Below are 20,664 nucleotides of genomic sequence, written 5' to 3' on the forward strand. Positions count from 1 at the left end.
AGCCGCGACGAACTCAAGCCGCCTGCACCTTCGGTTTGAGCAGAATCTCCAGCGCCCGTCCCACCGCCGCGAACGCGAACACGCCGGTGATGTGCGTCGCCGCACCCAGCCCCGCGCCGCAATCGAGCTTCAGCGCCGCATCGCCGGCGACCTTCGGCCGCAAGCCGCAGACCGTGCCGTCGGGCTGCGGATACTTCACGTTCTCAAGCGAATAAATCGCCGACACGCCGAAGTAACGATCCGGATTCTTCGGAAAATTGAATTCGCCGCGCAGCTTCTTGCGAATCAGCGCGAGCATCGCGTCGTGCTCGGTGCGCGACAGATCGCGCACCCGCACCAGGGTCGGATCGGTACGTCCGCCGGCGGAGCCGACCGCGATCACCGGCAGCTTGCGCCGCCGGCACCAGGCGATCAGCTCGACCTTGCTGCGGAAGCTGTCGCAGGCATCGAGCACCAGATCGAAGCGGCGGTCGAGCAGTTCGTCCAGGTTCGACGGGGTCAGAAAGCTCTGCACCGCATCGACTTCCATCGCTGGATTGATCGCGCGGCAGCGTTCGGCCATCGCCTCGACCTTGGCGCGGCCGTAGTGGCCGTCGAGCGCCGGCAATTGCCGGTTGGTGTTGGACACACACAGATCGTCGGCGTCGATCAGGGTCAGATGGCCGATGCCGGTGCGCGCCAGCGCCTCCACTGCCCAGGAGCCGACCCCGCCCATGCCGACCACGGCGATGCGGCATTGGCGGAAACGGGCGACGGAACCTTGTCCGTACAAACGGTCGATGCCGGCAAAACGCTCTTGCCAGACGGTGTCGGGAGATGCGGAAGTCATGCGCATAGTGTAGTGGCCCGGGCCGCCGATTCGGCCCGGTCGCGGCGGAAAGCACTGAGCCGCGGATGAGGCGACCGGGGCCGGGCGAGCCGGCGCCCTGCCCGCCCCACCCGTAGCGTCTCGGCCTGGATGCCGCGAACGCGCCGGACAGCACCTCGGCGATCGCCCACGAAGGCGCGAGTCCGCAGGTCCGTGCAAGCCGCCCTCGCCTCGCGAAAAGCCGTTCGCTTTCCATCGCCGCGTCCCGCCGTCAAGCAACCCGCCACCGATCGCCACGCGCCCGCGCAGGCGCCGCGTCCCCGTCCACTCGCAGGCACGCGTACACGCTCGCGCACGTGATCTGGACCTCACATCTGCGCATGCTATCGTTCGGCGATCTTGGATGGAGGCCAGGCAATGAGCGATACCCAGCCCACCAACGCCCCTGCGAAACGCAAAGGCAATGGTTCGAAGTACCTGTTCCTGTTTTTGATCGGCCTGGTCGGCGGCGTCATCGCCACCGTCATGGCGGTACGCGCGCTGGAACAGCGCAAGGACCATTTTCCCGACAGCGTCATGCATGTGCAGGCGTGGCATCTGGATCAGTTGCAAGCCAAGGTCAAGGAAAATCGCTGCGGCCCCACCGACACGCTGCCGCACATCAAGACGCTGCGCACGATGGCCGACGACCTGGATCCGGCCTTCCCCGATCTGAAGGACGATCAGCGCTTCTCGCAACATTCCAGCAAGATGCGCGCCGCGCTCGACGGCGCCCTGACCAGTCCGCCGGTCAGTTGCGCCGGCGTCACCACGGTGTCGCAGCAGATCGGCGAAGCTTGCAAGGCCTGCCATCAGGATTTCCGCGGCTGAGAGCGACCGCGCGCGCTTGCGCGCGAGGCCATCGACAAGTTCCCAATACGCCGGCCCCGGACACCCGGGGCCGGCTTTTGTTGCGCGCTTGCATCGCTCTGCCTGCCGCCAGCTGAACACAGCAGATTGGCGGCACATAAATTGAACACGCGTTCACGCACCGGCTTATAGCTTGGCAGGCGCGTGGCGACTGTCCGCCACTTCGCAATGCACAAGCGCAGGAGCCTGGAATGAATACCAACAACATCCGATTGCTGGGCGTAGCGGCCGCAGCCACGCTGGTACTGGCCGGTTGCGCTACTTCGCCCGGTTACGGTGGCGGCGGGTACAACAACGGCGGCTACAACAACAACTATCCGCAGCAGCCCGCCTACCCCAGCCAACAGAACAATTGCTACGACTGCGGCGTCGTCACCCGCATCGAGCAGATCAGCACCCAGAGCACCGCCCCAAGCGCCACCGGCGCCGTGTTGGGCGGCTTGGTCGGCGCCGTCGCCGGCCGCAAGATCGCCGACGACCACACCGACAGCAAGGGCCGCAAGAACGCCGCCACGGTTGGCGGCGCGGTCGCCGGCGCCCTCGCCGGCAACGCGATCCAGAACCGCGTCGGCGCGCCGAGCTACAACGTCTACGTGCGCATGGACGATGGCCGCACCACGGTGGTCACGCAGAAGGATCTCGGCGGCATTCGCGAGAACACCTACGTGCGCGTCGCCAACGGTCGCGTCTATATCCGCTGATCGCGCCCGGCCGCAAGCGCGGGTATTCGCGCCGCGGTGATGAAACAATGTAACGAAAGAAAACGGCCCGCATCGCGGGCCGTTTTCGTTATGCGCGCACGAGGCGATGAGTTCATAACCCGCATCACGATTAGCCGCGGAACTGGCGCACTTAATGGGGTCTTCATCGAACGGGCCTTGCGCTAGGGTCATTCGCGTCCGCCTCGCGGACCTAGCCATCGCAAGATCAGGAGATCGGAATGAAATTTCGCTTCGTGCATGCAGTCTCCGTAGGCGCCGTCCTGTCCGGCGCCATCGCCGCCGCCGTCGCCACGCCGCCCTCGGCGCAGAACAATCCGCTGCGCGTCGGCATGGTCGCGGTGACCGGCGGCGCCGACGATTTCCTCGGCTCGGTCGAGGTCAGCATCACCAACACCAGCAAGAAGGCCGTGCGCCTGCCCAAGTGGCAGCTGCCGTCGGATCAGTTCGAGTCGAAGCTGTTCTCGATCAGCTACAACGGCCAGCCGGTCGCCTACGAGGGCGCGATGGTCAAGCGCGGCCTGCCGCAGGCGGAGGATTTCGCGATCCTGCAGCCGGGCGAAACCGTGCGCCGCGTGATCGATCTGTCGGCCGGCTACGACCTGTCCAGGACCGGCCAGTACGTGGTCGCGTTCAACGCGCCGCTGCAGCACGCATCCACCTCCGACCGGGTGATGCTGCAACAGAGCAACGGCTTGCCGATGAGCGTGCAGAGCGCGCCGCTGAGCCTGTGGGTGGACGGTCTGGATCAGCTCGGCGGCGCCAAGGTCTCGGCCGCGGCCAAGCCGGTCGGCAGCAAGGCCGTGGTCAACGGCGTCAACTACGTCGGTTGCACGACTTCGCGCACCAGTTCGGCCGGCCAGGCCGTGGTCCAGGCGCGCGCCTACGCCGAGAACGCCAAGGGCTATCTCAACAACGGCACCGTCGGCCCGCGCTATACGACGTGGTTCGGCGCCTACACCTCCAGCCGCTACAGCACCGCGCGCGCGCACTTCGCCTCGATCGATTCGGCGATCGACCAGAGCGGCGGCCAGATCACCATCAACTGCGGCTGCACCAGCAGCGCCTATGCCTACGTCTATCCGAACCAGCCGTACCAGATCTATGTCTGCAACGCGTTCTGGAACGCGCCGCTGACCGGCACCGACTCCAAGGCCGGCACGCTGATCCACGAGATGAGCCACTTCACCGTCGTCGCGGGCACCGACGATCACGTCTACGGTCAGGCCGGCGCGAAGAACCTCGCCAACACCAACCCGACCAACGCGCTCGACAACGCCGACAACCACGAGTACTTCGCCGAGAACACGCCCTTCCAGAACTGAGGATCGCGCGCGGCGCCGCGGCAACGGCTCCGCGCTCTCTCGCTGCGAATCACGGCCCGCTTCGGCGGGCCGTTTTTTTTTGCGCGGCGCCAACCCCGTCGCCGCGGCGCGTGCGTTGGATAGCTACGAGCCCAGCGCAGGACGCGCGCAGCGATGCAGGACGCGCGCAGGCACGGCGGGAGACGAGGCCCGCCGCGCCACCGACGCAGGCTTGCCGCGCCCAGGTCCGGGCGCGGTCACCGAACCGGCGCGGGGCGAATACGGGCACGCCGGTCGCGGGAATCGCCGCCACAGGGAAGTGGGGACGGCCGTCGAGGCCGTCGCGGTCGCCGGGGGCCTTCGGGCCCCCGGTTTTTTATTCGAAGGCGCATCGAAGGCGCGTGCGATCGCCGCCGGCATTCCGGCGGGCCGCGCCCGGCGAAAGATTTAAATCGATATAAACCCGCGATTTAATCCCGCAGCGGATTTTCGCCGGCGCCGCGCTGCGAATCCGAACGCGTTTGAGCGCCGGCCCGGCGGGCGAAAAATACATATTCGGCGGCGATGGAGCGGCGAATATGTACATTTGTGACATGCATCAAAATTACACAAAAGAAAAACCCGGCCGAGGCCGGGTTTCTCTGACGAAGTGCGGCGCGATGTTGCGCCGCAGCGAACGTCTTACAACGGTTCGACCGCGTCGGCCTGCAGGCCTTTCTGACCCTGCACGACCGTGAAGGAAACCTTCTGGCCTTCCTTCAGGCTCTTGAAGCCCTGGGACTGGATCGCGCGGAAATGCACGAATACGTCTTCGCCGTTTTCACGGCTGATGAAGCCAAAACCCTTGGCATCGTTGAACCACTTGACGGTTCCGATTTCTTTGCCGGACATCGTTACTCTCTCCTTGGAACGTGGTGTTGTTAACGCGGCTTTTCCGCGTGCTGGTTGCAAGGAGGAAGCGAGGTGCAACGATGTAGCGGATCGATGGATCAACCGCATCGGGCCACGATTCACGGTGACCCTTGGCAAACGCAGCGCCCGCAACGTACCCCGACATGGGCCAAAATGCAAACAGCCCGGACAACCCGTCCGGACAGGGGTTCGGCATGGATTTGGATACGTTTTATTACATATTGGCGGGCGTGCTGGTGGTCATCGGAATCGTCGGCACGGTGCTGCCGGCGCTGCCCGGTCTGCCGCTGGTGTTCGCCGGCATGCTGCTGGCCTCGTGGGTGTCGGGATTCGAGAAAGTGGGCGGGGTCGCCCTGGTCGTACTCGGCCTGCTGACGGTGCTGTCTATGGGCATCGATTTCGCCGCCACGGCGATGGGCGCCAAACGCGTCGGGGCGAGCAAGCTGGCGATTATCGGCTCGGTCATCGGCACCTTCGCCGGGCTGGCGTTCGGGCTGGTCGGTGTATTCGTCGGCCCCTTCGTCGGCGCACTGGTCGGCGAACTCATCCATACGCGTCAGTTGTCCCAGGCGACCAAGGTCGGCGTCGGCACCTGGATCGGCATCGTCGTCGGCACCGTGCTCAAGTTCGGACTGGCGTTCGCGATGGTCGGCCTGTTCGCGCTGGCGTGGTTCTTCTAAGTGGCGCGCGAGTGTTCAACGCGTGCGCCCGGTTCACGCTTCGTTCGCACATCAATGCAAGACTGCAGCGGTTTTGACGCTTACGCCGCGAGTCATGCCATGCCCTACTCCCGCACGATCCTGTTCCTCGCCCTGGCGGCCTCGCCGTCGATCGGCTCGGCCCAGACCACCGCGCAACCGGCGACTCCGGAAGCGTGCATGGCGGTCACCGTCGATGCCGATCGCCTGGCCTGCTACGACAAAGCGCTGGGCCGCCAGGCCGGCGACGCGCGCCAGGCCGATATCGCCGCGAAGGAAGCCAAGGCGATCCGCAAGAATCTGGAAATCGGCGACGAGATCGCCGGCGAACCCAAGCCCGGCGTCGCCGAGCGCGCGCGCCGCGCGGTGTCGGGCAGCATGTTCAGTCACGACGAGCCGCTGAATGACGCGATCGCCAACGCCGGCAAGGGCGGCCTGCTCGACAGCCGCTGGGAGCTGGCCAAGGACTCCAAGCTGGGCGTGTTCAACTTCCGCGCCTACAAGCCGGTGTACCTGTTGCCGGTGTTCTGGAACAACGATCCCAACGTGTTGCCGCACTCGCCCAACCCGCGCAACACCGTGACCGAGCCGCAGTCGCTCAAGGACATCGAGACCAAGTTCCAGATCAGCTTCAAGACCAAGGCGGTGGAGAACTTGTTCGGCGACAACGGCGACATCTGGATGGGCTATACCCAGTCCTCGCGCTGGCAGGTCTACAACGCCGAGGACTCGCGTCCGTTCCGCGAGACCAACTACGAACCCGAAGTGATGCTGGTGTTCCGCAACAACTATCACATCGGCGGCTGGAGCGGCCGCATGGCCGCGATCGGCGTCAATCACCAGTCCAACGGCCGCACCGATCCGTTCTCGCGCAGCTGGAACCGGGTGATCGGCCAGATCGGCCTGGATCGCGAGAACTGGGCGATCGTGGCGCGGCCGTGGTGGCGAATCTCCGACGGCCGCGACGACGACAATCCCGATATCGAGGATTACATCGGCCGCGGCGACCTGACCATCGTGCACAAGCGCGGCGGTCATGAGTTCTCGCTGATGGCGCGGCATTCGCTGCGCAGCGGAGACCGCTCGCACGGTGCGCTGCAGTTCGACTGGGGATTCCCGATCCACAACCAGTTGCGCGGCCATCTGCAGATCTTCGACGGCTACGGCGAGAGCCTGATCGACTACAACCACCGCGCCACCTACATCGGCCTGGGCATCTCGCTGCTGGAGTGGTACTGAGCCGGCGCTGCGCGGCCCGGCGATGCATGGCCTCGCCGGGCCGCGCGGCATCCGCCCGACCCGGCAAGGCGGCGTGTTCGAAACTGCGACGCAATGTGATCCGTGCCGCCGATCCGCCGCGCTAGGCTGGATCGGATCGACGGAGAACACGATGAAGATGCGGCGCATCCTCTCGCTGGACGGCGGAGGCATACGCGGCCTGGTGAGTTGCCATTGGCTGGGGGGCCTGGAACAGGCCCTGATTCAGGCGGGAAAGGCCCAGGCCGGAAAAACCGGTTTACTGAAGAATTTCGACTTGATCGCCGGCAGCTCGACCGGCGCGCTGATCGCCTGCGGACTGGCCAGCGGCATCGATCCGGACGCGCTGGCGCAGTTGTATCGCGCGCAGCGCCATCTGATTTTTCCCAATCTCGCCGGCCGCTTGTGGTCGCGCACTAGTCGCTTGATCAGCGACGGCCTGTCGGCGCCGCGCTACGACGGCGTGGGCATCGAGAAAGTCCTGCGCAAGGTGTTCGGCAAGACCACGCTGGGCCAGCTCAAGGCCCCGGTGCTGATCACCAGCTACGACACGATTTCGCGCTCGCCGGTGATCTTCAAGAGTTTCCAGCCCGAGCATCGCGACCTGCTGGTGTGGCAGGTGTGTCGCGCCTCCAGCGCGGCGCCGACTTATTTCCCCGCCCATGCGATGAAGGTCGAAGGCAAGGACTGCGCGCTGATCGACGGCGGCGTGGTCGCCAACAATCCAACCGCCTGCGCCATCGCCGAGGCGTTGCGCAAAGACGCCCAGGTCGATAACAGCCGCGATCTGGTGGTGGTATCGGTAGGCAGCGGCGAGCGCACGCGCAGCATCGACCTGGAATCGGCGCGCTCGTGGGGCGCGCTGGAATGGGCGGTGCCGATCATCGACGTGTTGTTCGACGGCAATACCGATTCGGTGGATTACATCGCGCGGCAGTTGGTCGGCGATGGGTATTTCCGCATGCAGGCCGAGCTGACTGTCGGGCTGGATGATCTGGACGATACGAGCGAGACGAATGTGTTGGGGTTGGAGACGATGGCTCGTGAGTATTTGGCTCGGCCGGCGACCAAGAAGATGCTGGAGCGGTTGGTCAAGATGCTTTGAGGGGTTGGGGTGAGGTCTGTGCGGGTCCGGGTGCTGGGTGCCGCGTGCGGCATGCTCACGTCGCGCTTTGCAGCGACAGACTGTGCCTACGCGTCCCTCCCAGGTATCGACGCTCTCCCCTACCGTCATTCCCGCGAACGCGGGCTCCGCTTTACTTCGGCGGAGCCGAACATCCAGGGCCTTTCGTGCGAGAACGCTTGAAGTCACTGGATTCCCGCGTTCGCGGGAATGACGGACTGGAAGGATGACGCTGAAGGCTCTGGATGTTCGGCTCCGCCGAAGTAAAGCGGAGCCCGCCTTCGCGGGAATGACGGACTGGAGGGATGGCGCTGAAGCCTCTGGATTCCCGCGTTCGCGGGAATGACGGACTGGAGGGATGACGCTGAAGTCTCTGGATTCCCCCGTTCGCGGGAATGACGGCCTGGAAGGATAGCGCTGAAGTCTGTGGATTCCCGCCTTCGCGGGAATGACGGCCTGGAAAGACGGCGCTGAAGCCCCTTCCGACAAAAGCACCGCAGCACAATCACCGACCGCAAAAAACAAAAACGCCGGGGCAAGCCCGGCGTCTTCGTTAGATCCGCAAACAGCGCAGCAGCGCCGCTCAGGCCGACTCCACCACCACCGGAATCTTCCCGATCCGCGCCTGCCATTCCTTCGGGCCGGTCTTGTGCACCGACTCGCCGGTGCTGTCCACCGCCACCGTCACCGGCATGTCCTGCACGGTGAACTCGTAGATCGCTTCCATGCCTAAGTCGGCGAAGCCGACCACGCGCGAGGCCTTGATCGCCTTCGACACCAGATACGCCGCGCCGCCGACGGCCATCAGGTACACCGAGCGGTGCTTCTTGATCGCGTCGATGCCGGCCGGGCCGCGTTCGGCCTTGCCCACCATGCCCAGCAGGCCGGTCTGCGCCAGCACTTGTTCGGTGAACTTGTCCATGCGCGTGGCCGTGGTCGGGCCGGCGGGGCCGACGACTTCGTCGCGCACCGGATCGACCGGGCCGACGTAATAGATGAAACGGCCCTTGAAATCGACCGGCAACGGCTCGCCCTTGCCCAGCATCTCGACCATGCGCTTGTGCGCGGCGTCGCGACCGGTCAATAGCTTGCCGTTGAGCAGCAGCACTTCGCCGGGCTTCCAGCTGGCGACGTCTTCCGGCGTCACCGTGTCCAGATCGACGCGGCGGCCCTTGGAGGCGTCGTAGGTCAGCTTCGGCCAGTCTTCCAGCGACGGCGGATCGAGCATCACCGGACCGCTGCCGTCGAGGGTGAAATGCGCATGGCGGGTCGCCGCGCAATTCGGGATCATCGCCACCGGCAGGTTGGCGGCGTGGGTCGGATAGTCCTTGACCTTGATGTCGAGCACCGTGGTCAGGCCGCCCAGGCCCTGCGCGCCGATGCCGAGCGCATTGACCTTCTCGTACAGCTCAAGACGCAGTTCTTCGGCGCGATTGCTGGCGCCGCGCGCCTGCAGATCGGTGATGTCGATCGGCTCCATCAGCGATTCTTTCGCCAGCAGCATCGCCTTCTCGGCGGTACCGCCGATGCCGATGCCGAGCATGCCCGGCGGGCACCAGCCCGCGCCCATGGTCGGCACGGTCTTGAGCACCCAATCGACGATGGAATCCGACGGGTTGAGCATCGCGAACTTGGACTTGGCTTCCGAACCGCCGCCCTTGGCCGCGACGATCACATCGACCGTATTGCCCGGCACGACCTTGACGTTGACCACCGCCGGCGTGTTGTCGCGGGTGTTGCTGCGTTTGCCGGCCGGATCGGCCAGCACGCTGGCGCGCAGCTTGTTGTCGGGATGGTTGTAGGCGCGGCGCACGCCTTCGTTGACCATGTCCTCCACGCCCATGGTGGCGCCGTCCCAGCGCACGTCCATGCCGATTTCCAGGAACACGGTGACGATGCCGGTGTCCTGGCAGATCGGCCGGTGGCCTTCGGCGCACATGCGCGAATTGATCAGGATCTGCGCGATCGCGTCCTTGGCCGCGGCGCTTTCCTCGCGCTCGTAGGCAGCGGCGAGATTCTTGATGTAATCGACCGGGTGGTAATAGCTGATGTACTGCAGGCCATCGGCGATGGACTGGATCAGGTCGTCCTGGCGGATGACGACGGGGCCGCTGGAAGCGGCCGAAGACGAGGTTGCGGTCACGGCGGGCGTAGGGCTGGCGGTGTGGGACCGCTATTCTACCCGTCCGGCCGGGTCGCGCCCCGACGCGGCCCCGGGCGCCCGTCCCGGGGCCGCGCACGCCTCCCGCCGTCCGATCACGGCCTAGACGGATACCCGATGAGCTACCAGCCACCCCGTTCGACCGTTACCTCGCCGCAGAACCCGGCCTTCCGCCCCATGCGGCTGGCGATCGGACTGATCGCGCCGCTGCTGATCGGCCTGGGCACCCTGGCCGTGGTGCCGCAGTTCAAGGCCACCTTCAGCGCATTCGGCGCCGATCTGCCGCGGATGACGCAAATCCTGATGGACTACCCGTGGATGCTGTGTCCGGCGCCGCTGGCGGTGCTGGCGCTGTGGGCGGTCTGGCCGGCGCGGCAGCGCGACAACGCCGCGTATTTGTTCGGCGTGATGCTCGCGATGGCGGGTTCCGCCTTTGTGGTGCTTGCCCTGTATCGGCCGATCTTTCTGCTCGGCGCTACGATCTGATGCCTGCGCTCACGCCGTGTCCGCGAGCGACGCCCCTCACTGCCGCACCGGAGTCCGCATGATCACCTGCTACCTGCGCTACATCATCGATCCCTACCAACTGGCCGAGTTCGAGCAATACGGCCGCCTGTGGATTCCGTTGGTCGAGAAATTCGGCGGCACCCACCACGGTTATTTCATGCCTTCGGAGGGCCATAGCAACGTGGCCCTGGCGATGTTTTCGTTTCCGAGCCTGGCCGCGTACGAGGATTACCGCACGCGCTCGTTCGAAGATCCCGAGTGTCAGGCCGCGTTCGCCTATGCGGCGGAAAAACGCTTCATCGTCAGCTACGAGCGCAGCTTCTTCCGGCCGGTGTTCGGCGACGGCGAGGCCGCGAAAGGCTGATCGCCCTTCCTCGCGGCGATCATCGGCGGCCTTGCGGCCGCCGATGTCTCGCGGGTTCCGGCGGCGCGGATCGATACCGCCGTCAGCGAACGCCCGCCGGCGCGTCGATCGTCCACAAGGTCGTGCTGCCTTGCGCATCCGGATCGAACGGCGCCGATTCGAACGCGATCGTGCTGCCGTCCGGCGACCAGCCCGGCGCGCCGTCGAGCCCGCAACTGCGGGTGACGCGGATGCGGTTGCCGCCGTTGGCCGGAATCACGAACACGTTCGCGATTTCGACATCGGCATCGCCGGACGAATACACGATGTAGTTTCCGCTCGGCGACCACGACGCATCGGTATTGAACAGCTCGCCGGCTCGGGTCACGTTGAACACCGCGCCGGTGGCGACATCCAGCGTGAACACGTCCCAGCTTTCAGGGCCGACCTCGCGCTGGAACACGATCTTGTCGCCCTTGGGCGACCACTCCGGCTGTCGGTCGTTATGGCTCTGGGTCAGGCGGACGGCCGGCTCAGTGCCGTCGCTGCGTATCTTCCACAATTCGCCGCCGGCCTCCGGATTGGCTTGGCTGTGCGACTCGAACACGATCCACCGCTTGCCTTCGCTCAGCACCGGCGAGATCGACGGCTCCCACGCCAGAAAGCCCGGCCGTCGGGTGACGCGCCGCGACGCGCCGCCGGCCGCGGGCGCCAGATAGATTTCGTCGCGATCGACGACATCGCTCGAATAGGCCACCTCATCGGTGGCCGCGGACCAGCATTGCCCCGGCAGGTTCACGCTCTGCGCGGAGGTGGGGCTGAGCGCGGCCAACACCGCGCCGCCCTCGGCCGGCACAGTGCGCACCACCGATTTTCCGGTGTTGTAGCGCGTAGCGAAATTGGTGAAAGCCAACACCCGGCCGTTCGGCGAGAAACAGGGATTCTGGAAGCTGCGGCCCAGGCCCGTGCCGGTGACGGATATCTGCCGGGCCGTATCGGAACGGCAGGCCGCGGCGGCTCGGGATGGCGCTTGCGCGATAGCCAACAGGGGGCACAGGCAGGCCATGGCCAGCAGCGGCAGTGCTTGCTTTTGCATGGTGGTCGATCCTTTGAAGGGGCGGGAATCGCCGCTTCCGACCGACATCGGACGCATTCGCGGCATCGGTGCCGTATCCGGACTGCATCAGTCCGCGACGATGCGCGCATCACAATTCACTCGCCTGGGCTCCGCAGTGATGCCAGTCGCAATGCCTCGATCGCGATGGGCTTGTACCGCTTACGCGATATGCCGAACGGCTTATCCCGACAGAGCCCTTGTCCGTCGGCGCTCGATGCCGGGCCTGTCACTGCCGATCGGAATGCGCGCGCCGACGATGGCATCGATCAGATCCTGCGCATCCTGCTGCGCCCTGCCTCGCGGTGACCGCACTTCAGCACCGATGAGCGCCGGATTCAAGACGATGCAAGGACCGGTCGCAAGCCACGGCGGATCGGGAGCACAATCGGTGCATGGCCACTCCCCACGATAACGACAACGCCCGTCGTCCCGGCAAAGACAGCGGCGGCAAACCCAGTCTGCGCGAACGTTTCAACGCGCTGCGCAATCTGCCGCCCTTCCTCAGGCAGATCTGGCAGACCAGCCCCGCGCTGACGCTGATCACGCTCGGATTGCGCCTGATACGCGCGTTGTTGCCGGTGGTCACGCTCTACGTCGGCAAGCTGATCATCGACGAAGCGGTGCGGCTGGTCGGTACCGGGCACGGCTTCGGCTCGTTGCCCGAGGCCTGGGCGGGCGGACAACTGGACACTTTGTTGGCGCTGTTGGCCTTGGAGTTCGGCCTCGCGATCGGCTCGGACCTGCTCGGCCGCGTGGTCAACTACGGCGACTCGCTGCTGTCGGAGCTGTTCACCAACGTCACCAGCGTGCGCCTGATGGAACACGCTGCGACCTTGGACCTGGAGGATTTCGAAGATCCCGATCTGCAGGACAAGCTCGACCGCGCGCGCCGCCAGACGATGGGGCGCATGAGCCTGATGAGCCAGTTGTTCGGCCAGGTCCAGGACACCATCACCGTGATCAGCTTCGCGATCGGCCTGCTGGTGTATGCGCCGTGGCTGATCCTGCTGCTCGCGGTCGCGCTGATTCCGGCCTTCATCGGCGAAGCGCACTTCAACGCGCTGGGCTATTCGCTCAACTTCGCCTGGACGCCGGAACGCCGCCAACTCGAATACGTGCGCCAGATGGGCGCCAGCGTGGAAACCGCGAAGGAGGTGAAGATCTTCAATCTGCACCGCTTCCTCATCGCCAAGTACCGCGAACTGGCGGACAAATTCTTCAAGGCCAATCGCGCCCTCGCCCGCCGCCGCGCGTTCTGGGGAACCTTGCTCGCGGGGCTGGGGACCTTGGGCTACTACATCGCTTACGGCTACATCGCCTGGCGCACGGTGAGCGGCGATTTCAGCATCGGCGACCTCACCTTCCTGGCCGGCAGTTTTCGCCGGCTGCGGCAATTGCTGGAAGGGCTTTTGGTCGGCTTCTCGCAAGTCGCCAGCCAAGCGCTGTATCTGGACGATCTGTTCTCCTTCTTCGAAATCAAACCCGAGATCGTCTCCCCCGCCCATCCGGTCGCGGTGCCCAAGCCGATCCAGCACGGCTTCGTGTTCGAGAACGTGGGCTTCCGCTACCCCGACGCCGAACGCTGGGCGCTGCGCGGCCTGGACTTCGAGTTGCGGGCCGGCGAAGTGTTGGCCCTGGTCGGCGAGAACGGCGCCGGCAAGACCACCCTGGTGAAATTGCTGGCGCGGCTGTACGACCCCGACGAGGGACGCATCCTGCTCGACGGCCGCGATCTGCGCGACTACGACCTGGATCAGGTGCGTTCCAGCATCGGCGTGATTTTCCAGGATTTCGTGCGTTATCACCTCACCGCCGGGGAGAACATCGGCGTCGGCCAGATCGACGCGATGAACGATGCCGAACGCATTCGCGAAGCGGCGCGCCGGGCAATGGCCGATGAGGTGATCGAAGGCCTGCCGCGCGGCTACGACCAGCTGATCGGCCGGCGTTTCAAGACCGGCGTGGACCTGTCCGGCGGCCAATGGCAGAAGATCGCGATCGCGCGCGCCTACATGCGCGATGCGCAGGTGATGATCCTCGACGAACCCACCGCCGCGCTGGATGCGCGCGCCGAGTTCGAAGTGTTCCAGCGCTTCAAGGAACTGTCGCAGGAAACCACGGCCGTGCTGATTTCGCATCGCTTCTCCAGCGTGCGCATGGCCGACCGCATCCTGGTGCTGGCCGAAGGCCGACTGGAAGCCAGCGGCACCCACGAGGAATTGCTCGCGCAGGGCGGACGCTATGCGGAGCTGTTCGAATTGCAGGCCGCCGGCTACCGCTGAGCCGGCCGTTCGCGCGCCAGCGATGGGCGAACAAAGTCGAATTGTTCCGGCGCCGCGCGCGAGCTATGGTGAGCCGGCTTGCGATCACGACCTCACCGTTTTCAGGAGCTGAGCATGACTTTCGTCCTACGACGCGGCGTCTTGTCCGCCGTGATGCTGTTGACTCTGGCCGCCTGCCAGCGCGGAGGCGACGCCGAAGCCGCGGCTGCCCGGCCGGCGCCAAAACAAACCACCGAACATCGCGTGCCCAGCGAACTGGGCGAAATGCGGGTCACCGAAATCGTCAGCGGCCTGGAGCATCCTTGGTCGGTGGCCTTGTTGCCCAACGGCGAGTTCCTGGTAACCGAACGCCCCGGCCGCCTGCGCCGCGTGAGCAAGGACGGCGCGATCTCCGCGCCGATCGCCAACGTTCCGCCCGTGTGGGCCAAGGGCCAGGGCGGCTTGCTGGACGTGGTGCTGGCGCCGGATTTCGCCACCAGCAAACACATCTACCTGAGCTACGCCGAACCCGGCCCCGACGGCAGCGCCGGCACCGCGGTGTCGATCGCGACGCTCGGCGATACCGCGCTGACCGAGGTCAAGCGCATCTATGAGCAACAGCCCAAGCTGGTCGGCCCGAATCATTTCGGTTCGCGCATCGCCTTCGACGGCAAGGGCCATATGTTCATCACCCAGGGCGAGCGCCAGCAGCGCATGGCCTCGCAGGAGCTGGACAAACTGCAGGGCAAGCTGGTGCGCCTGAACCTGGACGGCAGCGTGCCGGCGGATAATCCCTATGTCGGCCGCAACGACGCGCGGCCGGAGATCTGGAGTTACGGTCATCGCAACATGCAATCGCTGGCGACCGACCCGCGCACCGGCACGTTGTGGGAAGCCGAGCACGGCCCGCGCGGCGGCGACGAAATCAATCTGCCGCAGGCCGGCAAGAATTACGGCTGGCCGATCATCACCAACGGTATCGACTACAGCGGCCTGAAGATCGCCGAGGCCGAGGGCAAGGAGAAGCCGGGGCTGGAGTCGCCCTATCACGTCTGGGAAGTGTCGCCTGCGTTGTCGGGCATGGCTTTCTACACCGGTCATGCTGGGTCTTCTTGGAACGACAGTCTGTTCCTTGGGGCGTTGGCGGACAGCAGCCTGATTCGCTTGAGTCTGGATGGCGACAAGATCGTCAAGGAAGAGCGGCTGCTCAAATCCTTGGGTTGGCGCGTTCGCGATGTGCGCGTGTCGGCTGACGGCAAGGTTTATGTACTGACCGATGAAGAAGAAGGCAAGTTGTTGCGGCTCGATCCGCCTGCGGCGAAGTGATGTATTGATGCGGCGTGGCGGCTGACGCAATCGCGTTGCCGTTGCCGTTGCCGTTGCCGTTGCCGTTGCCAAGATTTTGCTTTGCCTCGGCTTTGCTTTTGTTGTTGCTGTTGCTGGGCGCGGCCTGTAACTCGCGAGACCAGGGACACCCGAAGGGCGGCGCACATGGACGTGCGCCGGGTGCCACCTTGGGCAGGATGCCCAATGTGGCACCTGCCTGCGCAAGCTACGCACTCGTGGCTTTTGACTCGAAACAGCTAAAGCGTTTTCTTTGGTTACTTTCTTTGTGGCTTTGGACAAAGAAAGTGACCCGCCGCTCTATGGCGGAAGCGTTTAGCGTTTGATCTTGCTTGAAGCTTCTAAGGCTTCTAAGGCTTCTAAGGCCTCTAAGGAATCTGTAGTCCCTAATCGAAACAACCAGCCCTACGCACTCCCTCCTACCGTCATTCCCGCGAACGCGGGAATCCAGAGACTTCAAACGTTCTCGCACGAAAGGCCCTGGATTCCCGCCTTCGCGGGAATGACGAGCAAAAGAAGCCTCAAGCAAGAGCAAGGCAGGAGCAGGAGCAAGATCAAACGCCTAAAGCTTCCGCCATGGAGCGGCGGGTCACTTTCTTTGTCCAAAGCCACAAAGAAAGTAACCAAAGAAAAGGCTTTGGGCTGTTTCGAATCAAGAGCCACGAGTGCGTAGCCTGCGCAGGCAGGTCCCGCAGTGGGCATCCTGCCCACGGCGGGACCCGGCGCACGTCCATGTGCGCCGCCCTCCGGGTGTCCCTGGTCTCGCGAGTTACAAGCCGCGCCCAGCAACGACAGAGGCAAAAGCCAAGTCGGAGCGAAAAAATCTTGGCGAAAGCGAAAGCCAAAGTAATAACTACGGCATCTGCAACTGAAACTACAACTACAACTGCAACTGCAGAGTCTTGATTTCACATTTGCTCCAACAATCGCCCCACCCGATCCAAGACATCCTCGCGCCCTTGCCCACAACCAACAAAAAAGCCGCCTGCTCTCACGAGCAAGCGGCTTCTTCGAACAACCAGCAGCCCCCAACAATCAGGACTTCTGCTTAGCCCTCGCAAACGCATCCGCCAGCGCTCCGCCCAACGGCGCAGCCGCCTTGCCCTGCGGTGCGAACGAACCGCCGCGCTGCGGCTGATCGCGACGACCCGCGTTGTTCGCAGGACGCCCGCTGTTGTTGCCGCGCCCGCCATCGCCGCGACCGCCGCCACGCTCGTTGCGATCGCCGCGCTCGGCACCCGGCGCGCGCGGCGCCGGGACGGCGTCGTCCAGGCGGCGGGTCAAGGCGATGCGCTTGCGCGGGATGTCGACTTCCAGCACCCGCACCTTGACCACATCGCCGGCCTTGACCACTTCGCGCGGGTCCTTGATGTACTTGTCCGACAGCGCCGAAATGTGGATCAACCCGTCCTGGTGCACGCCGATATCGACGAACGCGCCGAACGCGGCGACGTTGCTGATCACCCCTTCCAGGATCATGCCGACCCGCAGATCCTTGAGGTCTTCCACGCCGTCGGCGAATTTCGCCGCCTTGAACTCCGGACGCGGATCGCGGCCGGGCTTTTCCATTTCCTTGAGGATGTCGCGCACCGTCGGCACGCCGAACTTCTCATCGGTGTACGCCTCGGGCTTTAGGCTGCGCACGAACTGCGGATCGCCGAGCAGACTCTTCACCTCGCGGCCGCACTGCTTGACGATGCGCTCGACCACCGGATACGCCTCCGGGTGCACCGCCGAGGCGTCCAGCGGCTCGTCGCCATCGACGATGCGCAGAAAGCCGGCGCATTGTTCGAAGGTCTTCTCGCCCAGGCGCGGCACTTTCAGCAAGGCCTTGCGCGAAGCGAACGGGCCGTTCTCGTCGCGGTGACGGACGATGTTTTCCGCGACCGTACTCGACAGGCCCGACACCCGCGCCAGCAACGCCGCCGAGGCGGTGTTGACGTAGACGCCGACCGCGTTCACGCAGTCCTCGACCTTGGCGTCGAGCGCGCGCGCCAGACGGTATTGATCGACATCGTGCTGGTACTGGCCCACGCCGATCGCCTTGGGCTCGATCTTGACCAGTTCGGCCAGCGGATCCTGCAGGCGCCGCGCGATCGAAACCGCGCCGCGGATGCTCACGTCCAGATCGGGGAATTCCTTCGACGCGAACTCGGAGGCGGAATACACCGAGGCGCCGGCTTCGCTGACCACGACCTTGGTCAGCTTGGTCTCGGGCATCAGCTTGATCAGATCGCCGGCCAGCTTGTCGGTTTCGCGCGAGGCGGTGCCGTTGCCGATCGAGATCAGCTCGACGCCGTGCTTGAGGCACAGGGCGCGCAAGGTGTGCAGCGATTGGTCCCACTGCTTGCGCGGCTCGTGCGGGTAGATGGTGTCGTGGGCGACGAACTTGCCGGTGGCGTCCACCACGGCGACCTTGACGCCGGTGCGCAGGCCCGGATCGAGGCCGAGCACGGCGCGCGGGCCGGCCGGCGCGGCCAGCAACAGGTCCTTGAGGTTGTCGCCGAACACGTCGATGGCCTCGGCTTCGGCCTTCTCGCGCGCCTGCCCGAACAGATCCAGCAGCAGATGCAGGTGCAGCTTGGCGCGCCAGGTCAGACGGCAGGCGTCGAGCAGCCAGCGATCGGCCGCACGGCCCTGGTCGCTGATGCCGGCGTTGAGCGCGACCCGGCCTTCGCCGTAGGCGTGACCGGATTCGGCGTCGCTGCCCGGGTCCAGATCGAGAAACAGGATTTCCTCGCGGCGGGCGCGGAACAGCGCCAGCAGACGGTGCGAAGGAATCTTGGCCAGCGATTCGGCGTGGTCGAAGTAGTCGCGGTACTTGGCGCCTTCGTTCTCCTTGCCCTCGGCCACGCGCGCGCGGATCACTCCGACCTCGGTGAGCCAGGTGCGCAGTTCGCCGACCAGGCGGGCGTCTTCGCCCCAGCGCTCCATCAAGATCGCACGCGCGCCTTCCAGCGCGGCCTTGACGTCGGCGACTTGTTTTTCTTCGCTGACGAACCCGGCGGCGAATTCCTCCGGTTTGAGCGTCGGATCGGCGAGCAGACCGTCGGCTAGCGGTTCCAGCCCGGCTTCGCGCGCGATCTGCGCCTTGGTCCGGCGCTTGGGCTTGTACGGCAGGTACAAGTCTTCCAGGCGCGACTTGGTGTCGGCCGCCTCGATGTCGCCGCGCAGTTCGTCGGTCAGCTTGCCCTGCTCGGCGATGCTTTCCAGCACCGCGGCGCGGCGGTCTTCGAGTTCGCGCAGGTAACGCAGGCGCGATTCGAGATCGCGCAACTGGATGTCGTCGAGCCCGCCGGTGATTTCCTTGCGGTAGCGCGCGATGAAGGGCACGGTCGCGCCCTCGTCGAGCAGGGCGATCGCGGACAGGGCCTGGGCGGTCTGGGCGCCGATTTCCACGGCGATGAGTTGGGCGATCTTGTTCGCGACCTGCGCGGACTGCGTGTTCTTGTCTTGCATCGTTTCCAATCGTTTAGCCCCGCCGAGCGGGAACCTCGCGATTGTCGCAATGCGGGCGTGAAGGGGGAACCCGTTGACAGGGCTGGGATTTTAGGGCCAGGAACGAGTTCAGAGGAGTGAGGAGTGAGTAAGAACCCGGCTCCTGCCTTTACTCACTCCTCACTCCTGCGAACTCGTTTCCGCTTTCCGCCGCCGCACCGCTCCAGATAAGAACCGCTCTCATCCTGGGGTACAATACGCGCCCCGCGCCACCCGAAATCCCTGGCATGTCCTCCGCTTTTGGCACCGAGACGGTGCTGGACGTCCGTCACTGGACCGACGACTACTTCAGCTTCACCACCACCCGCGACGACGGCTTCCGCTTCGAGAACGGCCAGTTCGTGATGATCGGACTGCAGGTCGCGAACGAAGACGGCAGCGCGTCCAAGCCGTTGCTGCGCGCGTATTCCATCGCCAGCGCCAACTGGGAAGAGCAGCTCGAATTCTTCAGCATCAAGGTGCCCAATGGCCCGCTGACCTCGCGCCTGAAATCGATCCGCCCCGGCGACAGCGTGCTGATCGGGCGCAAGCCCACCGGCACCTTGCTGATCCACGATCTGCACCCGGGCCGCAATCTGTACCTGCTCGGCACCGGCACCGGCTTCGCGCCGTGGCTGTCGGTGATCAAGGATCCGGAAACCTACGAGCGCTTCGACAAGGTCGTGCTCTGCCACGGCGTGCGCAGCGTGCACGATCTGGCCTACCGCGACTACATCGTCAACGAGCTGCCGCAGCACGAGTTCCTGGGCGAACAGATCGCCGCCAAGCTGAAGTATTACCCGGCGGTGAGCCGCGAGGACTTCGCCTTCGACGGGCGCGACCAGCGCGGCCGGCTGACCCAGATGATGGACAGCGGGCGGATGATGGAACAGCTCGGCATCGAGCCGCTGGACGCCGAGCACGACCGCGCGATGATCTGCGGCAGCCCGCAGATGCTGGCCGATTTCCGCGACATCCTCGACCGCCGCGGCTTCACCGCCGCGCCGCGCATCGGCACGCCGGGCCAGTACGTGTTCGAACGCGCCTTCGTCGAGAAGTGAGCGCCTGCTACCCTGCCGGCCTGCATAGCATCCGGACGACGGCGGGACGAATGGCACCCAAGAGGTTTCGGTCGAAAGCGCGCACGTTGCTGTCGGGCTGGCTCATCGCGGCCTGCGCACTGACCGCTCCGGTCTTCGCCGCCGAGTCCGCGGTCGCAACACCCGCCGCCGCCCGCGCCTCGACCAGTTCCCAGCCGCGGCCCGGCGAAACCCCGCCGGACTTTCTCGGCCTGGACCTCGCCGGCAAGCCGGTCAAGGTCAGCGACCACCGCGGCAAACTGGTGGTGGTGAGCTTCTGGGCCAGCTGGTGCGCGCCGTGCCTACGCGAACTGCCGCTGCTGTCGGCGCTGCAGACCGGCGTCGGCCGCGAGCATCTGCAGGTCATCGCGATCAACCTCAACGAGCCCAGGCGCGATTTCGACGAGTTCGTGCGACGCAACCCCGAACTCGACCTGACCTACATCCGCGACCCGGGCACCGCGGCCCGGTACTACGCGGTCAAGGCCGTGCCGAATCTGTTCGTGATCGACCAGAAAGGCGTGATCGCCAAGGTCCACAGCGGCTATTCGGCGAAGATGGTGAAGCAGTTCGCGAAGGAAGTGGCCGACCTGCTGCCGCCGGAAGTGCTCAGGCAGCCGGCCAGGAAACGCGACTGAGCCGCGC

At 65.3% G+C, this 20,664-nt stretch carries 18 protein-coding genes; 12 read left to right on the forward strand and 6 right to left on the reverse strand.

Annotated features, from left to right (window positions below; translation table 11 throughout):
- Positions 1 to 13 precede the first annotated feature (13 nt).
- Entirely contained in the window at positions 14 to 829 is an 816-nt protein-coding gene (locus LG3211_RS13900; RefSeq protein ID WP_057945486.1) for a tRNA threonylcarbamoyladenosine dehydratase, read from the reverse strand.
- A 396-nt stretch (positions 830 to 1,225) separates the two neighbouring features.
- Here LG3211_RS13900 and LG3211_RS13905 point away from each other — a divergent pair, with 396 nt between their 5' ends.
- The 3 genes from LG3211_RS13905 (at position 1,226) to LG3211_RS13915 (ending at position 3,761) form a co-directional block, all read left to right on the forward strand.
- Positions 1,226 to 1,678, forward strand: coding sequence for a hypothetical protein (locus LG3211_RS13905; RefSeq protein ID WP_057943360.1), 453 nt, complete (start codon positions 1,226 to 1,228; stop codon positions 1,676 to 1,678).
- A 230-nt stretch (positions 1,679 to 1,908) separates the two neighbouring features.
- Positions 1,909 to 2,418 carry a glycine zipper 2TM domain-containing protein gene (locus tag LG3211_RS13910; RefSeq protein ID WP_057943361.1) on the forward strand — a complete coding sequence of 170 codons (510 nt, stop codon included), beginning with the start codon at positions 1,909 to 1,911 and terminating at the stop codon, positions 2,416 to 2,418.
- Between the two features lie 239 nt (positions 2,419 to 2,657).
- Positions 2,658 to 3,761, forward strand: coding sequence for a M35 family metalloendopeptidase (locus LG3211_RS13915; RefSeq protein ID WP_057943362.1), 1,104 nt, complete (start codon positions 2,658 to 2,660; stop codon positions 3,759 to 3,761).
- 355 nt (positions 3,762 to 4,116) lie between these two features.
- On the opposite strand, the gene LG3211_RS25725 is transcribed toward LG3211_RS13915, so the two are convergent.
- Together LG3211_RS25725 and LG3211_RS13920 are read right to left on the reverse strand one after the other, a co-directional pair.
- On the reverse strand, positions 4,117 to 4,326 hold the full coding sequence (locus LG3211_RS25725; RefSeq protein ID WP_148648904.1) for a hypothetical protein: 210 nt from the start codon (positions 4,324 to 4,326) through the stop codon (positions 4,117 to 4,119).
- A gap of 95 nt (positions 4,327 to 4,421) precedes the next feature.
- Positions 4,422 to 4,631, reverse strand: a complete 210-nt coding sequence (locus tag LG3211_RS13920) for a cold-shock protein (RefSeq protein ID WP_057943363.1) — start codon at positions 4,629 to 4,631, stop codon at positions 4,422 to 4,424.
- A 215-nt stretch (positions 4,632 to 4,846) separates the two neighbouring features.
- Here LG3211_RS13920 and LG3211_RS13925 point away from each other — a divergent pair, with 215 nt between their 5' ends.
- The 3 genes from LG3211_RS13925 to LG3211_RS13935 all read left to right on the forward strand — a co-directional run bounded on the left by LG3211_RS13925 (position 4,847) and on the right by LG3211_RS13935 (position 7,712).
- On the forward strand, positions 4,847 to 5,332 hold the full coding sequence (locus LG3211_RS13925) for a DUF456 domain-containing protein (protein WP_057943364.1): 486 nt from the start codon (positions 4,847 to 4,849) through the stop codon (positions 5,330 to 5,332).
- A gap of 99 nt (positions 5,333 to 5,431) precedes the next feature.
- Complete coding sequence (locus LG3211_RS13930; RefSeq protein ID WP_057943365.1) at positions 5,432 to 6,589, forward strand: phospholipase A; 1,158 nt, start codon at positions 5,432 to 5,434, stop codon at positions 6,587 to 6,589.
- A 151-nt stretch (positions 6,590 to 6,740) separates the two neighbouring features.
- Positions 6,741 to 7,712 carry a patatin-like phospholipase family protein gene (locus LG3211_RS13935; RefSeq protein WP_057943366.1) on the forward strand — a complete coding sequence of 324 codons (972 nt, stop codon included), beginning with the start codon at positions 6,741 to 6,743 and terminating at the stop codon, positions 7,710 to 7,712.
- 601 nt (positions 7,713 to 8,313) lie between these two features.
- On the opposite strand, the gene LG3211_RS13940 is transcribed toward LG3211_RS13935, so the two are convergent.
- Entirely contained in the window at positions 8,314 to 9,873 is a 1,560-nt protein-coding gene (locus LG3211_RS13940) for a fumarate hydratase (protein ID WP_235114342.1), read from the reverse strand.
- 135 nt (positions 9,874 to 10,008) lie between these two features.
- Between LG3211_RS13940 and LG3211_RS13945 the strand changes: the two genes are divergently transcribed.
- Positions 10,009 to 10,377 carry a hypothetical protein gene (locus LG3211_RS13945; protein WP_148648905.1) on the forward strand — a complete coding sequence of 123 codons (369 nt, stop codon included), beginning with the start codon at positions 10,009 to 10,011 and terminating at the stop codon, positions 10,375 to 10,377.
- Between the two features lie 58 nt (positions 10,378 to 10,435).
- Positions 10,436 to 10,762: an NIPSNAP family protein gene (locus tag LG3211_RS13950; protein ID WP_057943368.1), complete on the forward strand. Its 327-nt coding sequence runs from the start codon at positions 10,436 to 10,438 to the stop codon at positions 10,760 to 10,762.
- An 82-nt stretch (positions 10,763 to 10,844) separates the two neighbouring features.
- On the opposite strand, the gene LG3211_RS13955 is transcribed toward LG3211_RS13950, so the two are convergent.
- Complete coding sequence (locus LG3211_RS13955) at positions 10,845 to 11,837, reverse strand: TolB family protein (protein ID WP_187313019.1); 993 nt, start codon at positions 11,835 to 11,837, stop codon at positions 10,845 to 10,847.
- Positions 11,838 to 12,250: 413 nt separating this feature from the next.
- Here LG3211_RS13955 and LG3211_RS13960 point away from each other — a divergent pair, with 413 nt between their 5' ends.
- Positions 12,251 to 14,140, forward strand: coding sequence for an ABC transporter ATP-binding protein (locus LG3211_RS13960; RefSeq protein WP_057943370.1), 1,890 nt, complete (start codon positions 12,251 to 12,253; stop codon positions 14,138 to 14,140).
- A gap of 114 nt (positions 14,141 to 14,254) precedes the next feature.
- Positions 14,255 to 15,445, forward strand: a complete 1,191-nt coding sequence (locus LG3211_RS13965; RefSeq protein ID WP_222837503.1) for a PQQ-dependent sugar dehydrogenase — start codon at positions 14,255 to 14,257, stop codon at positions 15,443 to 15,445.
- A 1,053-nt stretch (positions 15,446 to 16,498) separates the two neighbouring features.
- Here LG3211_RS13965 and LG3211_RS13970 read toward each other — a convergent pair.
- A complete protein-coding gene (locus LG3211_RS13970; protein WP_057945489.1) occupies positions 16,499 to 18,922 on the reverse strand; it encodes a Tex family protein in 2,424 nt (807 codons plus the stop codon).
- Between the two features lie 266 nt (positions 18,923 to 19,188).
- On the opposite strand from LG3211_RS13970, the gene LG3211_RS13975 reads away from it, so the two are divergent.
- Together LG3211_RS13975 and LG3211_RS13980 are read left to right on the forward strand one after the other, a co-directional pair.
- The gene (locus tag LG3211_RS13975; protein WP_057943371.1) at positions 19,189 to 20,001 is read left to right on the forward strand and encodes a ferredoxin--NADP reductase; all 813 of its coding nucleotides are present in this window, start codon (positions 19,189 to 19,191) and stop codon (positions 19,999 to 20,001) included.
- Positions 20,002 to 20,051: 50 nt separating this feature from the next.
- The gene (locus LG3211_RS13980; protein WP_083512539.1) at positions 20,052 to 20,657 is read left to right on the forward strand and encodes a TlpA disulfide reductase family protein; all 606 of its coding nucleotides are present in this window, start codon (positions 20,052 to 20,054) and stop codon (positions 20,655 to 20,657) included.
- The last annotated feature ends 7 nt before the right edge of the window (positions 20,658 to 20,664 follow it).

The organism is Lysobacter gummosus, assembly GCF_001442805.1.
GTDB lineage: Bacteria > Pseudomonadota > Gammaproteobacteria > Xanthomonadales > Xanthomonadaceae > Lysobacter > Lysobacter gummosus.